Raw genomic sequence first — 12,974 nt, forward strand, 5'->3', positions numbered from 1 at the left:
GTGCCGACGCCGACGCTCCTCTTCGTCCACGGTGCCCTCGTCCGCGACGGCGCCTGGTGGTGGTCGCCGACCGCCGACCTGCTCCGGGAACGCACCGGCGTCGAGAGCCGAGCCGTCACCCTGCCGTCCTGCGGCGAGACGGACGGACCCGGCGCAGCACGCGGTGGGGACCTGGCGGACGACGCTGCGGCGCTCCGCCTGGCACTCGACGACGTCGCCGCTGCCGGTGGTTCCGCCGTCGTGGTCGGCCACTCCTACGGCGGCACGGTGCTCGCCGAGGCCGGCGCGCACCCCGCCGTCGAGCACCTGCTGTTCGTGTCGTCGTACCTGCCCGACGTCGGTTCGACGCAGGGATCGATCATGTCCACCGAGCCCGACCCCGTCACGATCCGGCCGGACGACGCCGGCCGGATCGTGCTCGACGGGTACGACGTCGAGTCGTTCGGCGCCCGGTTCCTGCAGGACGCCGACGCGGCCACGCAGCGGGCGGCGTGGGAGCGGACCACCGCGCAGGACCTCCGGGCGTTCGGGACGCCGACGGGTGCCGCCGGCTGGTCCGGCGTCGACTCGACGGCGATCGTCTGCACGGACGACCGGTCGACGACGGTCGGACTGCAGCGACGGCACGCCGAGCGGGCGACGCGGTCGGTGGAGCTGCCGACCGGGCACCACCCGTTCATCACCCGGCCGGACCTCGTGGTGGAGCAGATCGCGGCGTTCCTGCGCTGACGCGGCGGACGCCCGGGTCGGTACCGGTCGGCTCCGTGCCGGTCTGCTCCGTGCTGGTCTGCTCGGTGCCGGTCGGCTCGGTGCTGGTCTGCTCCGTGCCGGTCAGGCGAACTGGGCGTAGAACCCCTCGGGAGCGTGCGCGAGCGATGCCTTGACGAGCGCGCTCCACTCGTCGACGACGACCTCGGCGGCGTCCCGCTCGACCCCGTCGAGCGAGGCCCGGGCAACATCGGCCGGGTCGACCATCGGCCCCTCGTACCCGGCCATGATGTCGGTGTCGGCGGCGCCGAGGTGGAGCCCCTGCACGCTGACGCCCGTGTCGGCCAGCTCGAGCCGCACCGCGTTCGTCATGTTCCACTCCGCCGCCTTCGCCGCCGCGTACCCGCCGGAACCGGGGTGGGCGAACCACGACAGTGCCGACAGCACGTTGACGATCGCGCCGCCACCGTTGGACTGGATGACCGGCGCGAAGGCCCGGACCATCGCGAGGTTGCCCCAGAAGTGCGTGTCCATCTCACGGCGGACGTCCGTCAGATCACCCGTGACGAGCGAGCCCTGGGTGGCGATGCCGGCGTTGTTGACGAGCAGCGTGACGTCGGACGCCGCCGCCGCGGCAGCCGCGATCGAGTCGTCGTCGGTAATGTCGAGCGGCAGCACCTCGACGCCCTCGATGTCGACGAGCTCCGGGCGCCGCGCCGTGGCGTAGACCTTGGCGGCGCCCCGCTCGAGCAGCTGCAGGGCGAACCGGCGTCCGATGCCGCGGTTCGAGCCCGTGACGAGTGCGATCGATCCAGCGATCTCCATGGTGTTCCTCCTGCCGCGCGGGCGTCTCCCGCTCCGGCTCGGTTACGCTAAGACCTCACATCCATGTCAGGGGCAAGCCCCGATCGGAGATCGCATGCGCATCGGGGACCTCGCGGCCGCGACCGGGGTGAGCGTCCGCTCGCTGCGGTACTACGAGGAGCAGGGGTTGCTCGCCGCCGATCGCACGCCGAGCGGGCAGCGCACCTACGGTCCGGCAGCCGTCGAGCGGGTCGAGCTGGTCCAGCAGCTCTTCGGGGCCGGGCTGTCGAGCCGCACGATCGTGCAGCTGCTGCCGTGTGTCGACGCCGGCGTCGCGACCCCGGAGTCCTTCGCGCTGCTCGTCACCGAACGCGACCGGATCACCGCGCAGCTGGCGGAGCTCGAGGCCGCGCGCGACCGCCTCGACGAGGTCATCGAGATCACCGAGCACCCCACGCCCGAACACTGCCCGGCGCTCCGCGACCGAGCACCCGCCCTGGCCGCCTGACCCGCACGGCGCCGGGCGCCGCGCCCCCGCACGGTGCGAGGCTCGCACTGAAGCACCCGGCGGCACCGTGCCCCCTCGCCCAAGCGCCCCCGAACCTCAGCGCCGCCGCGCCGCCTGCCACGTCTCCCGCGGCAGCACCCCGAACTCGTCGCGGTAGCTCCCCGCGAACCGGCCGAGGTGCGCGAAGCCCGAGGCCCGCGCGATCTCGCCGATGCTCCGGCCGTCCCCGGACTCGAGCTGCTCCCGGGCGAGCAGGAGCCGGATGCGCCGCAGGTACGTCGTCGGGGTGATGCCGTGGTGCCGCCGGAACGCCTCCTGCAGCCCTCGGACGCTGAGCCCGGCGGCCTCTGCCACGTCGTCGACGGTGATCTGCTCGGTGGCGTGGTCGAGCAGGAACGCCTCGGCCCGGGCGAACCGCGCGGCGGCGGCGGTGCGGTGTTCGTGCTGCCCGACCGGCCAGTGCGGGATCGCGGTGAGCAGGCCGCTCGCCGCGAACCGGGTGAGCTCCTGTTCCCGTGCCGCGTCGACCTCGGCGGGGCCGCGCAGGACCTCGGACGCGACGGCCCGGACCATCAGCCACCAGGCGGCGAGCGCCGGCCCCTCCGGGATGTGGTGCGGGCGGAACTCGAGCGGACCGGGGTGCCAGGCGCCGCGTTCGGCGGCGACCTGCTCCACCACGGCGCGGTCGATGCGGATGAGGTCGAGCTGGAAGCCCTCCCACCGGGCCTGCTGGGGGTCGTGCCGGAACAGGACGGGGCGGCCGGTCGCGACCGGGTCGCCGTCGACCCGTCCGTCGCCGGACTTCATCCAGAAGACGGTCATCGCGGCCTTCGCCTCGATGTCGGCGGACACCGTGCCGCCGCAGGCCAGCGACACGAGCGACAGCAGGTTCGTGCCCCGGCGACGGGCTTCGAACCCGAGGTCGGCGGGCCCCGACTCGACGCGGGCGTCCCGGACGTCGGGGAGCCGCGCGACGAGCTCACCGGCCGCCGAGGGGTCGGCGGCGGTGACGGTCCACTGCGAGCGCTGCAGCATGCCGGACACGATCAGGGCCGCCCGACGGCGACGGGCTGCAGGACCGACTCGGCGATCCGGTGTGCCGCCTGCTCGGCGGACGCGTGCGTGGTGTCCACGACCTCGGCGTCCTCGTGCAGCCAGGTGCGGGCGGCCTCGGCGTACGGTTCCATCCGGCTGAAGCGGAACGTCGACGGGCCGAGGTCGGTGTCGTGCTCGATGCGGTGCCGCAGGGTCGCCTGGTCGGTGTGCAGCACGAAGTGCCGGACCGGGATCCCGTGCCCGGCGAATCCACCGGCGATCTCGCGCCAGTACCGCTCGACCAGGACGGTCTGCGGCATCACGAGGATGCCACCGACGTACTGCAGGACCTGCCGGGCGGTCTCCACGACGAGCGGCCGCCACGGGTCCCAGTGCTGGAAGTCGTCGGTCGCCCGGAGCGTGGGTCGGACGTCCATGAGCGTCTCGCCGACCTTCTCCGGGTCGAGCAGTCGGGCGTCGGGCAGGAGCGGCTGCAGGAGCCTGCTCGTGGTCGTCTTCCCGACGCCGTGGGTGCCGTTCAGCCACACGATCATGATCGGACCGTAGCGCACGAACCACCCGGTCGGGAGGGATCGCCGCAGACTGCCTCCGGGACCCGTCAGTCGAGGGTCGCGCGGACCGGCTCCACGACGTCCCGGTGCCGGATGGCGGCGACGCACGGGAAGCAGAGGAGGTCGCCCTCGCGGACGTCGGCGGGCAGCGGTGCGGGCAGCCGGTGGAACGGTCCGTCGGCGGTGCCGTCCGAGGGGATCACGACGTGGGTGCGGGTCGCCGGGGCGGTGCTGACGCGGCCGATCAGCCGCACCTGGTCGAGCACCGCGCACGGTGGCAGGGTCGCGTCGAGGTCGAGCAGGACGACGCCGGGCCGCGGGTGTCGGACCCGGACGACGGCGGCCACGGCCACGCTGACCTCGCGCGGGGTCCACCCCCGGGGTCGGTAGCGCGGCGCTGCCTGGTCGGCGGTGTGCACGCACGGGGTGCCGGTGAGTGCGGCGAGGCGCAGCATCGACACGGCGGCCACCACCACGTCGTCGGTGGTGGTCGTGGTGTGCGCGGGCCAGAGGAACGGGTCCATGGGTTCCGGGAGCGACGCGCGGAGCGTCGGCAGGATCGCGGTGAGGGTCACACACCGACGGTGCGCCCGCCGGGCGGCCCGTCGGGGCGTCCTGACGGACTCCGTACGCCGTCGGCCCGGATCCCCACGGGATCGGGACGCGGGGAACGGGAGGGACGGGAGGCGCGGGGCGGTCCGGCACCGTGCCTCCCGTCCGGCGGGTGCGCACCGTGGCCGCGGTGCGGACGCCGGGTCAGCGCAGATCGGACCAGGTCAGCGCTGCGACGACCCGGTGACGTCCACCGGTCGCTCCGGGGCACGGACGACGAGGGGCGTCGCCGCGTACCGCCCGCGCCCGTGGCGCCGGTCGAAGACCGCGACGGACAGCAGGAGCACGCCGATGACGACCCACGCGGCGCCGACGATCCAGCGCCAGGGCTCCGAACCGAACGCGGCGAGCGTGAGCCACAGCACGCCGAGCAGTGTCAGGCCGACGCCCTGCCAGATGCGCGGGCGGCCGACGATCGTCCGCCAGGGCTCGTTGGTGGCTTCGTTGCTCATGACGGAAGGCTAGCCCGACTCGCCGGGGTCAGGCACGCCCGGTGACCATCGCGTCGATGGTCCGCATCGCGGTCGCGAAGATCGTGAGCACCGGGTTCACGCCCCCGTTCGTGACGTGCACCGACCCGTCGGCGACGCGGAGGTTGTCGTGCCCCCAGACCCTGCCGTACGGGTCGACGACGGAGGTCGCCGGGTCGGTCCCCGTCCGGAGCGTGCCGGCCTGGTGCTGCCCGCCGCTCGCGCCGACGACCGGGCCGTGCAGTTCCGCGACCCGGGTGGCTCCGGCGGCGCGCAGCCAGTCCCCGCTCCGCGCGCTGGTGTGGTCGCGGGCGCGGACGTCCTCGGGGTGGACGCCGCCGCTGAACCACGCCACCGGGGTGCCGTACCGGTCGGTGACGGAGGGGTCGACGCGGACCCGGGCGTCGGCCGTCGTGACCTCTTGGATGGGGCCCATGATCCGCATGCTCCGGCGGGCGAGGTCCCGCATGGCTTGCTTGCTGCCGAGGCCCGCACGGGGGATCAGTCCGGTCCCGACGAGGTACTGGTAGGTGTTCGCCGGGGTCGCGATGAACTCGTTCGCCAGGATCCCGCCGCCGACCTGCCCGTCAACGCCGTGCCGGAAGTCGGTCGTCGCGATGGACGGCCCCGGCCCGAGACCGTCGTCGACCACGTCGTCGAAGACGCCCATCGCGCCGCCGTAGACGTGCCCCTGCAGGTGGCGGCCGACCTGGTCCGTGCCGTTCCCGATGCCGTCCGGCTCGCGGTCGCTGCGGCTGTTGAGCAGCAGGCGCGCGGACTCCACGGCACCCGCGGCGACGACGACCTCGCCGGCGTCGACGTCGGTCTGCCAGTCCTGGCCGTCGACCGTGCCGACGATCGTCACGCCGACCACCCGGCCGGTGTGGTCGGTGCGGAGCCGGGCGACCCGGCTGTCCAGCAGGATCGCGGCGTTGCCCGTCGCGAACGCCCGCGTGAGCATCGTGTTCTGGCTGCCGTTCTTCGCGTCGACCGGGCAGGCGAACCCGACGCACATGCCGCACTGCTCGCACGCCCGTCGGCCGAGGTACGGCGTCGAGTTGATGAGCAACGGGACGTGCACGGTCGAGATCCCGAGGACGTCGGCGGCGCGGGCGAGGCGCTCGCGTGCTGCCCCGGACGGCAGGGGCGGCATCGGGAACGCGCGCGCTCGGTCACCGGCCCAGAGTCCGTCGGTGTCGCCGCCGCTCACACCCACCTGCCACTCGGCCCGCTCGTACCAGGGCTCGAGCTCGTCGTACCCGAACGGCCAGTCCGCCAGGCTGCTGCCGTCCGGTACCCCGTACGTCGACGCCATCGTGAAGTCCCGCGGACCGAACCGCCACGCCTGCGCGCCGTACACCCGGGTCCCACCGCCGGCCGTGCCCGCGTTGCCGTGCCAGCCCGGTGACGACGGTCGGAGCAGCAGACGCTCGCGCCCGTCCGACACCGTGCGCGGGTTGCCGGCGTCGGACGGTCCGGTCAGCGGTGCGACGCCCCAGTTCGACCGGGGGTTCCGGAGGTGGTCGCGGCTGAGCTCGGCGGTCCCCGGCCACGGTCCCGCCTCGACGACGAGCACCCGACGCCCGGACTCGGCCAGGCCGCACGCGGCGACGCCCCCGCCGGCTCCGGAGCCGATCACGACCGCGTCGTAGCGGGCCTCGAGCACCGCGGGGTGCACCACGGTCGGCCGTGCGGTCGCGACGGGTACCGGCACGCTCCACCCGTCCGGTGGTCCGGGGCGCCAGCCGACCATCGCCCAGGAGCGCTCGCCCGCGTTCCCGCCGTTCGCGGCGTCGGCGTAGTAGCCGGCGGACACGAGTTCGGCGAACCAGACGCGGTCCGGGTCGTCCTCGGCGAGGTCGTGCTCGACGACCGCGCGGAGTCGGTCCAGCCAGTCGGGCCGGTCCTCGAGGACCGTCGCCAGGAAGTCGAGCGCGCCCGCCTCGGACGCGGAGGGGTACTCGTCGGCGGGGACCACCTGGTCGACGAGCGCCCGCAGTCGCGTCGCGTGCTCGTCGACGAACGTCCGTCCCGTCATCGGTGACCGCCCTCCGGGCCGCTCCGGTGCCGCCCTCGATCACGCTACCGTTCAGCGCGACCGGTGGCGGTCGGTGGACGCGACCACGGCCTGGAGGCGCGGTGCGGGTCGGGCGCGCACCGTGCCTCCCGGCTCTGGTCGCGTCGTGACGTGACGTGGCTGCGGTCGCTGCTCGCGTCGCGTGCTGGCGTGGGTGCGGTCGCGTCGTGACCTGACGTCGCTGCGGTCGCGTCGTCAGGCGCGGTCGTGGAGGGTGACGTGGTACCCGTCGGGGTCGGCGAAGGTGAACGTGCGGCCGAAGGGTCCGTCGATCGGCGCCGACACGATCGTGTGGCCGTCCGCGACCAGGGCGTCGTGGATGTCCTGGACGCCGGTGGCGTGCAGCCAGATCGCCGCACCGATGCCGGGCTGGGGAGCGGCGTCGAGGTCGGTGCCGGGGACGACGTCCCGCAGCGCGAACGCGATCGGGGTGGTCGCGAAGACGACCGCGTGCGGCGGCCCGGCCGGCGAGCGCACGAGCCCGAGGTACTGCTCGTAGAAGGCCTGCGACGCGTCGAGGTCGCGGGTCTGGAGGGAGATGAAGTCGGGTCCGGTGACGGGCATGGGGTGCTCCTTGTCGTTGTGTCAGTCTTCTGACACGGAGCAATCTATGTCAGACTACTGACATGAGTCAACACGGCGACGGGATCGATCTCGACACGTCCCTCGGCTACCTGCTCAAGGAGGCAGCGAGCGCGCTCCGCTCGTCGATGGAGGCCGTGCTGCGTCCGCTCGGCATGACCATGACGCACTACTCGTGCCTCGAACTGCTCGCGCAACGACCCGGACTCTCGAACTCGGAGCTGGCACGCGGCGCCTTCGTGACCCGGCAGTCGATGAACGTGCTGCTGCAGGCGCTCGAACGCGACGGCCTCGTGACCCGGCCGGCCGCGGCACCGGTGGGCAAGGTCCTGCCGACCCGGCTGACCCCGGCGGGGCGGCGGCAGCTCGAGCAGGCGTCCGCCGCCGTCCGCTCGGTCGAGGTCCGGATGCTGAGCAGGATGGACCAGGACGAGCAGGCGGCGGCCCTCCGGGCGTTGCGGAGCATGGTGCGGTCGTTGCGGGGGACTGCCGACGGACCGGACCGGGTCGGCCCTAGTTGATGCAGGTGCCCTGGTCGCCGTAGGCGTTGCCGACCGGCTTGGGCGACGCTGCGGGCTTGGACGGTGCGGTCGTCTTCGACGTGCCGGTGCTGCTGCCGGTTCCGGCGCTGGTGCCGGCGCCGGTGCTGGTTCCGGTGCCCGTTCCGCTCGGTGCGCTCGTCGCGACGGTGTGGCCGTCCGTGCCGAGCACGAGGGTCACGCCGGACACGGACGTGGACAGGACGGCCGTCGCTCCCGGCACGACCGCCGCGACGGCCTTCGCCTGGGCCTCCTGGCCCTTCGGGTACTCGATCACCGTCGCGCTCGTCGTGGTGGTGTCCGACGGTGCGCCGACGACGAAGCCCTTCGCGGTCAGCGCCGCCGAGGCCGCCGTCGCGCCGCCGGGCGTCGAGCCGCCGTTCTGCACCGAGACGTGGACCGTCGACGGGGCCGCGGCGCGTGCGGACGCGTACGCGGGCGGAGCACCGACGATGCTCTGGATGAACGCCGGCATCGCGGCGAAGTCGACCGCCACGGTCGAGTAGCCGTCGATCATCGGCGTGCCCGAGGTCGGGATCGCCGTGGACCGGATCGCCGACAGGTCGATGCCCCGGAACGTGTTGAGCAGGCTCGGGATGCTCAGACCGTCGTCGATCTGGATCGAGTCGCCCACCCCGTGCAGCAGGTCCGAGACCTTGACCGGGTTGAGGAGGGTGTCGGCGGACAGCGCCTTGCGGGCCTCCTGCGACAGGAAGTACTGCTGCCGGACCTCGCGGTCGAGGTCGCCGCGCGGCAGGCCGTCCCGCTGCCGCACGAACGACAGGGCCTGGGAGGCGTTCAGCGTCGACTTCCCCGCGGGCAGGTCGACGTTCGAGTTGGGGTCGTGGACCGCCTCGTTGAGGCAGACGTCGACCGGGCCGAGCGCCTTCACGAGCTGGTAGAAGCCGAGCAGGGAGACCCGCACGAAGTGGTCGATCGTCAGGCCGCTCATGTTCTCGATCGTCTGCATGAGCAGGCGCATCCCGCCGGCGTCCCCGCCGCCGTTCGCCGCGCCGTCCGAGAACGCGCTGTTGAGCTTGAAGGTGCCGTGCCCCGGGATCTGCACCCACGAGTCGCGCGGGAACGAGATCATCGTCGCGCTGCCGCCGCCGGCCGGGATGTGCAGGACGATCATCGAGTCCGTGTTCGTCGCACCGCCGTCGAGCTGCGTGCCGAGCTCGGCGAGCTCCTGCGGCGTGGCGTCCGCCGGGCGGTGGTCGTCACCCACGAGCAGGATGTTCTGCGCCGCACCGTCGGCATCGGGCCGGGGCGAGGACGATCCGTGCGGCAGCGCGATGTGCACCTTCGTCACGCTGTCGTCGAGCTGCGCGTACGACCACGCGGCGTAGCCCCCGGTGAGGACGAGCGCCATCGCGAGGACGCCGCCGATCGCGGGGAACACCATCCGGAGGCCGCTGCGGCGCTGGCGGCCGTGGCGGACGGCGGTGCGGCGGCCGCGCCCGGTCGGGTGCGACCCGGTGGCAGTCGGGACCGGCGGCTCGAGGGGGTCGTCGTTCATGGGGAGAACCTAGGGTCGGTCGCTGCACACCAGACGGTGGTGGTCTGAGCTGATGTTCAGCGAGCCACACCGTAGAGTTCCGGGGTGATGCGCGCTCGTCAGGACCACCGTCGCGGCTCCCGGCTGGTCCACACCCTGCTCGGCACCACTCTCGTCGCCGTCGTCGGTGTGCTGCCCGCACTGTCCGTCGCGACCCCCGCCTCGGCGCACTCGGCACTCACCGCCAGTGATCCCGCCGAGGGGGCGACCGTCTCGGCGGACCTCGAGCGCGTCACGCTCACCTTCTCCGAGGCGCCGCTCGCCGGCCTCGACGCCGGGCTCCGGATCGAGGTCCGCGACGCCGCCGGGACCGACGAGTCCACCGGCGAGGTCACGGTCAGCAGGGACACCATGTCGAAGGCCGTCGGCCTCTCCGCGGGGCCGCACACCGTGCTCTGGCGGTACGTCTCGCCGGACGGACACCCGATCGACGGTCAGGTGGCGTTCACCGTGACGGCTGCTGCGCCGTCGCCCACGTCGTCGTCCGCTGCGTCGTCGCCCGCTGCATCGTCGCCGTCGTCGTCCGCCGCGTCCGCCACCGCGTCACCGTCCGTGTCGTCCGCCTCGATCGCGCCGTCGGGCCCGTTCCCCTGGGTGCTCGGCACGGTCGTCGTCGTCCTGCTCGCCGCGGGTGCGGCCACGCTCATCGTGCGTCGGCGCCGTCGAGTGTGATGCCCGTCGCTCCCTGGAGCGCGTCGACGAGGTCGTCGCGGAAGCGACGGTCGCGAGCCGCGGGGTGCGGCTTCTGCTGCGCTCCGCGGAACCAGTAACCGCCCGTCACGGTTGCATTCGGATCGGTCACCAGGTCCTGTTGCGTGCGGTGACCGAGCGCGAAGTCGTCCGGTGCGCCGGCGCCGCCCATCTTCGTCGGCACCCAGCCCGGGTCGACCGCGTTGCTCAGCACACCGGGCCGGCGCTCCGCCACCGCGAGGGTCAACGCCGTCACGAACAGCTTGCTGTCCGAGTACGTGTTCGTCGCCGAGCCGCCGTCCCAGTCGACCCCGTCGAGCTGCGGACGGCCCCCGCGGTGCATGCCGCTGCTCAGGTACACGTGCCGAGTGGGAGTGCGGAGCAGGGCAGTGAAGAGGTACGGCGCGACGACGTTCACGGGGATCACCGACCGCCCGGAGAGCACGCCGGCGTTGTGCACGACGGCGTCGATCGGCGCACCGGCATCGAGCTCGCGTGCGGCCGCGACGACGGCGTCTCGGTCGGCCAGGTCGACGACGCTCAGGGCAGCGCCGCGCTCGACCAGGTCGGCGACCGCTCGGGCACGGTCGGGGGTGCGGGCGTGCACGACCACGTCGTGCCCGGCGTGGAGGAGTGCGTCGGCGGTCGCGCGGCCGAGGCCGTCGGTCGAGCCGGTGACGAGGATGCGGGACATCGTCCCAGCATGCCCGCCGCCCGGGGTGCTTCGTTCACCGAGGCAGGCGCTCGCCTGGGACTGCCCGTCGTCCGATGGCGAGCCATGCGACCGCCCCGAGGATCGGTACCACGACGATCAGCGCGACCCACGCGACGGCAAGCCACGGAGACAGACGGGGGGCGGTTCGACTGAGCGACACGAGGGCGACGACGACGAGCGCCACGGACGCGATCGCCACGACGGACCACGTGACGTCGTAGATCTGCGGGATCACGGGGTTGTTCGTCTCCATTGCATGGACGCTAGCGCAGGAGATCCCCGGCGACGACGTTCCACAGCCGAGCGCGGAAGGACGAAGGAGAGTTCTGGGGACGCCAGATCACTCCGGAGCTGACGCGGTTCATCGGATGCGGACTCTTCCTCGGAGGCCTCATCGCAGCAGTGACGCTGGTCGTCCGACTCCTCAGGCGCTGACGAGTCAGTCGCCCGCTCGAGGATCGGCCACCGAGACCCACATCCTTCGACCAACCTGGGGCCGGCCCTGTTCTCGTCCACGTACGTACCATCAACGCGTGAAGTGGTTCGTCGGACTCTCCTGGCTTCTTGGGCTGCCGTTCCTCGGACTCGCCGGGGTCGCAATCACCCTCATCGCCTCTGCCCACGGAGACGTCGGCCGCATTCTCGAGGGATGCCTCTTCGCTGCTGGCGCTGCAGCGTGCGCCACTGTGATGGGCCTTGCGCAACGAGCAGGCATGAATCGCGGGGCGGACGAAGCGATCGAGCGCAGTGCGAGATGGGATGCCCAGGAAGATCGTGGCGAAGGATGACGCCGGGCAAGACCTCGTTCGGTCGACGATCGTTTGACGAGACGGCTTCAACTGCTCTCCACCAGGACGGTGCCGTCGAACCACGAGAGTCTGTAGCGGCGTGTCCACTCATCGAAACGCTTGATGTCCAGCAGCGCATCATCCCTGATCACGGAACGAGTCTCGTCCGTACCACGCGTCAGCACGGCACTGACCTGGTGCCGGAGTCGGCGCATCGCACGCTGCTGCTGGATGGTGAGCACAACCTCGCCGCAGATGACGAGGAGCATGCTTCCGAACAACAGGACGTTCGGCCACCATCGCTCGCCGGTTGACTGGAAACCGTGCGCGCCGAAGACGGCGAGCAGAGACGCGACGTAGGCGACGAGAAGTCCACCAGCGGTGTTCCGCGCTCGGATCACGATGCTGCGCGTCCGAGTTGCTTCGGGTCCAACGCGACGCGTCCATGCGCCGAGAGCGTCTTTCTCCACGTGAGGAGCCTGGCAGCTTTCCGCTTCAGGATCACTGCGATTCCACGCAGGGTGAACCCCTCGATCACGGTCTCGACAGCTGATCGGTCTTCGGGCTCGGACGGCGGCCCTTGACCGGACGTTGGCGGCTCTGCAGACCCTCACGTTCGTCAGCGCAGGGACCAGCTACGTTTCCGACGTGAGCACAGTCCGAGGACGGGACATGTCTGGGTCGAACACGAAGCGTTATCGCCGTGCGGCACGGCGGAGGGTGGTCTTCCTCGGGACCGTGATGGTCGCCATCGCCGTGTTCCTCACCGTGACCGGCATCACGAGCCACCAACTCGGCCTCAGAACGACCACCGCGGTCTGCACCGTCAGCGCAGTCACGCCGTCCCACCTCCGCGACGGCACATCGGTGTGGGACGTGAGCACCAGCTGCGGCGGGGCGCTCGCGATCAATCCCGAGGCGACGACACAGACCGATGACGCTGCCGCCAGGCTCGCTGCTTCCCTGCAGCCGGGGCAGGCGTATCGACTACGGATCCGCGGCGTACTGCACAACCTGTTCGACATCACTGCCTACTTGGAAGGCGCCACCAGGGTCTGACGCTGACAGAGCCCATCGGACAAGTTCGCTGGCGGACGACACCGTGTCGACGGGCTCGCTACTTGTCTCCCACTCCGCTCACGAGTCTTGGCGCCGGCGCGGGTGTCGCTCGATCTGACCAAACATCTTGTCGCCGACGCGTGGCTGTCTCGTTAGCCGATCGGCGGTTTCAAGGGGTCGTTGCAACGGGTGGTTGTTTCGGGTCCGAGAGTAGCTGTTCGAATGCTTCTGCAGGGCTGCGGTAGTCGAGGGTCTTG

Annotated in this window: 17 protein-coding genes; 6 read left to right on the forward strand and 11 right to left on the reverse strand. The window is 72.2% G+C overall.

Annotation, left to right across the window (positions count from 1 at the left end; translation table 11 throughout):
- Positions 1–729 (forward strand): alpha/beta fold hydrolase, encoded by a 729-nt coding sequence (locus tag EDF64_RS06805; RefSeq protein WP_133519262.1) that lies wholly within the window; start codon positions 1–3, stop codon positions 727–729.
- A gap of 102 nt (positions 730–831) precedes the next feature.
- Here the strand turns inward: EDF64_RS06805 and EDF64_RS06810 are convergent, their stop codons facing one another.
- Positions 832–1,533 carry an SDR family oxidoreductase gene (locus tag EDF64_RS06810; RefSeq protein ID WP_133519263.1) on the reverse strand — a complete coding sequence of 234 codons (702 nt, stop codon included), beginning with the start codon at positions 1,531–1,533 and terminating at the stop codon, positions 832–834.
- A 94-nt stretch (positions 1,534–1,627) separates the two neighbouring features.
- Here EDF64_RS06810 and EDF64_RS06815 point away from each other — a divergent pair, with 94 nt between their 5' ends.
- Positions 1,628–2,020: a MerR family transcriptional regulator gene (locus EDF64_RS06815; RefSeq protein ID WP_133519264.1), complete on the forward strand. Its 393-nt coding sequence runs from the start codon at positions 1,628–1,630 to the stop codon at positions 2,018–2,020.
- 96 nt (positions 2,021–2,116) lie between these two features.
- On the opposite strand, the gene EDF64_RS06820 is transcribed toward EDF64_RS06815, so the two are convergent.
- The 6 genes from EDF64_RS06820 to EDF64_RS06845 all read right to left on the reverse strand — a co-directional run bounded on the left by EDF64_RS06820 (position 2,117) and on the right by EDF64_RS06845 (position 7,350).
- On the reverse strand, positions 2,117–3,055 hold the full coding sequence (locus tag EDF64_RS06820) for a helix-turn-helix transcriptional regulator (RefSeq protein WP_133519265.1): 939 nt from the start codon (positions 3,053–3,055) through the stop codon (positions 2,117–2,119).
- A gap of 11 nt (positions 3,056–3,066) precedes the next feature.
- Positions 3,067–3,609, reverse strand: coding sequence for an AAA family ATPase (locus EDF64_RS06825; protein ID WP_133519266.1), 543 nt, complete (start codon positions 3,607–3,609; stop codon positions 3,067–3,069).
- 65 nt (positions 3,610–3,674) lie between these two features.
- Positions 3,675–4,202, reverse strand: coding sequence for a hypothetical protein (locus tag EDF64_RS06830; protein WP_133519267.1), 528 nt, complete (start codon positions 4,200–4,202; stop codon positions 3,675–3,677).
- A 201-nt stretch (positions 4,203–4,403) separates the two neighbouring features.
- Positions 4,404–4,691: a hypothetical protein gene (locus EDF64_RS06835; RefSeq protein WP_133519268.1), complete on the reverse strand. Its 288-nt coding sequence runs from the start codon at positions 4,689–4,691 to the stop codon at positions 4,404–4,406.
- Positions 4,692–4,719: 28 nt separating this feature from the next.
- A complete protein-coding gene (locus EDF64_RS06840) occupies positions 4,720–6,747 on the reverse strand; it encodes a GMC oxidoreductase (protein WP_133519269.1) in 2,028 nt (675 codons plus the stop codon).
- A 234-nt stretch (positions 6,748–6,981) separates the two neighbouring features.
- Positions 6,982–7,350: a VOC family protein gene (locus tag EDF64_RS06845; RefSeq protein WP_133519270.1), complete on the reverse strand. Its 369-nt coding sequence runs from the start codon at positions 7,348–7,350 to the stop codon at positions 6,982–6,984.
- Positions 7,351–7,412: 62 nt separating this feature from the next.
- Here EDF64_RS06845 and EDF64_RS06850 point away from each other — a divergent pair, with 62 nt between their 5' ends.
- Positions 7,413–7,889, forward strand: a complete 477-nt coding sequence (locus EDF64_RS06850; protein WP_133519271.1) for a MarR family winged helix-turn-helix transcriptional regulator — start codon at positions 7,413–7,415, stop codon at positions 7,887–7,889.
- On the opposite strand, the gene EDF64_RS06855 is transcribed toward EDF64_RS06850, so the two are convergent.
- Complete coding sequence (locus tag EDF64_RS06855) at positions 7,882–9,426, reverse strand: LCP family protein (RefSeq protein WP_133519272.1); 1,545 nt, start codon at positions 9,424–9,426, stop codon at positions 7,882–7,884. The genes EDF64_RS06850 and EDF64_RS06855 overlap by 8 nt on opposite strands.
- Before the next feature lie 87 nt (positions 9,427–9,513).
- On the opposite strand from EDF64_RS06855, the gene EDF64_RS06860 reads away from it, so the two are divergent.
- Positions 9,514–10,137, forward strand: coding sequence for a copper resistance CopC family protein (locus EDF64_RS06860; RefSeq protein WP_166645630.1), 624 nt, complete (start codon positions 9,514–9,516; stop codon positions 10,135–10,137).
- Here EDF64_RS06860 and EDF64_RS06865 read toward each other — a convergent pair.
- Both EDF64_RS06865 and EDF64_RS06870 read right to left on the reverse strand, forming a co-directional pair.
- A complete protein-coding gene (locus tag EDF64_RS06865) occupies positions 10,109–10,849 on the reverse strand; it encodes an SDR family NAD(P)-dependent oxidoreductase (RefSeq protein WP_133519274.1) in 741 nt (246 codons plus the stop codon). The genes EDF64_RS06860 and EDF64_RS06865 overlap by 29 nt on opposite strands.
- A gap of 34 nt (positions 10,850–10,883) precedes the next feature.
- A complete protein-coding gene (locus tag EDF64_RS06870) occupies positions 10,884–11,123 on the reverse strand; it encodes a PLDc N-terminal domain-containing protein (protein WP_133519275.1) in 240 nt (79 codons plus the stop codon).
- A gap of 280 nt (positions 11,124–11,403) precedes the next feature.
- Here EDF64_RS06870 and EDF64_RS06875 point away from each other — a divergent pair, with 280 nt between their 5' ends.
- The gene (locus tag EDF64_RS06875; RefSeq protein ID WP_133519276.1) at positions 11,404–11,658 is read left to right on the forward strand and encodes a hypothetical protein; all 255 of its coding nucleotides are present in this window, start codon (positions 11,404–11,406) and stop codon (positions 11,656–11,658) included.
- A 47-nt stretch (positions 11,659–11,705) separates the two neighbouring features.
- Here the strand turns inward: EDF64_RS06875 and EDF64_RS06880 are convergent, their stop codons facing one another.
- On the reverse strand, positions 11,706–12,128 hold the full coding sequence (locus EDF64_RS06880; RefSeq protein WP_133519277.1) for a hypothetical protein: 423 nt from the start codon (positions 12,126–12,128) through the stop codon (positions 11,706–11,708).
- Positions 12,129–12,330: 202 nt separating this feature from the next.
- Here EDF64_RS06880 and EDF64_RS06885 point away from each other — a divergent pair, with 202 nt between their 5' ends.
- Entirely contained in the window at positions 12,331–12,717 is a 387-nt protein-coding gene (locus EDF64_RS06885; RefSeq protein WP_133519278.1) for a hypothetical protein, read from the forward strand.
- The last annotated feature ends 257 nt before the right edge of the window (positions 12,718–12,974 follow it).

The sequence above is a fragment of the Curtobacterium flaccumfaciens genome (assembly GCF_004361695.1).
GTDB lineage: Bacteria > Actinomycetota > Actinomycetes > Actinomycetales > Microbacteriaceae > Curtobacterium > Curtobacterium flaccumfaciens_B.

Bases quoted from the DNA above. Each gene is read 5' to 3' on its own strand.
- EDF64_RS06810 (WP_133519263.1), bottom strand. From the start codon at position 1,533: ATGGAGATCGCTGGATCGATCGCACTCGTCACGGGCTCGAACCGCGGC.
- EDF64_RS06815 (WP_133519264.1), top strand. From the start codon at position 1,628: ATGCGCATCGGGGACCTCGCGGCCGCGACCGGGGTGAGCGTCCGCTCG.
- EDF64_RS06820 (WP_133519265.1), bottom strand. From the start codon at position 3,055: ATGCTGCAGCGCTCGCAGTGGACCGTCACCGCCGCCGACCCCTCGGCG.
- EDF64_RS06825 (WP_133519266.1), bottom strand. From the start codon at position 3,609: ATGATCGTGTGGCTGAACGGCACCCACGGCGTCGGGAAGACGACCACG.
- EDF64_RS06835 (WP_133519268.1), bottom strand. From the start codon at position 4,691: ATGAGCAACGAAGCCACCAACGAGCCCTGGCGGACGATCGTCGGCCGC.
- EDF64_RS06840 (WP_133519269.1), bottom strand. From the start codon at position 6,747: ATGACGGGACGGACGTTCGTCGACGAGCACGCGACGCGACTGCGGGCG.
- EDF64_RS06845 (WP_133519270.1), bottom strand. From the start codon at position 7,350: ATGCCCGTCACCGGACCCGACTTCATCTCCCTCCAGACCCGCGACCTC.
- EDF64_RS06850 (WP_133519271.1), top strand. From the start codon at position 7,413: ATGAGTCAACACGGCGACGGGATCGATCTCGACACGTCCCTCGGCTAC.
- EDF64_RS06855 (WP_133519272.1), bottom strand. From the start codon at position 9,426: ATGAACGACGACCCCCTCGAGCCGCCGGTCCCGACTGCCACCGGGTCG.
- EDF64_RS06860 (WP_166645630.1), top strand. From the start codon at position 9,514: ATGCGCGCTCGTCAGGACCACCGTCGCGGCTCCCGGCTGGTCCACACC.
- EDF64_RS06865 (WP_133519274.1), bottom strand. From the start codon at position 10,849: ATGTCCCGCATCCTCGTCACCGGCTCGACCGACGGCCTCGGCCGCGCG.
- EDF64_RS06870 (WP_133519275.1), bottom strand. From the start codon at position 11,123: ATGGAGACGAACAACCCCGTGATCCCGCAGATCTACGACGTCACGTGG.
- EDF64_RS06885 (WP_133519278.1), top strand. From the start codon at position 12,331: ATGTCTGGGTCGAACACGAAGCGTTATCGCCGTGCGGCACGGCGGAGG.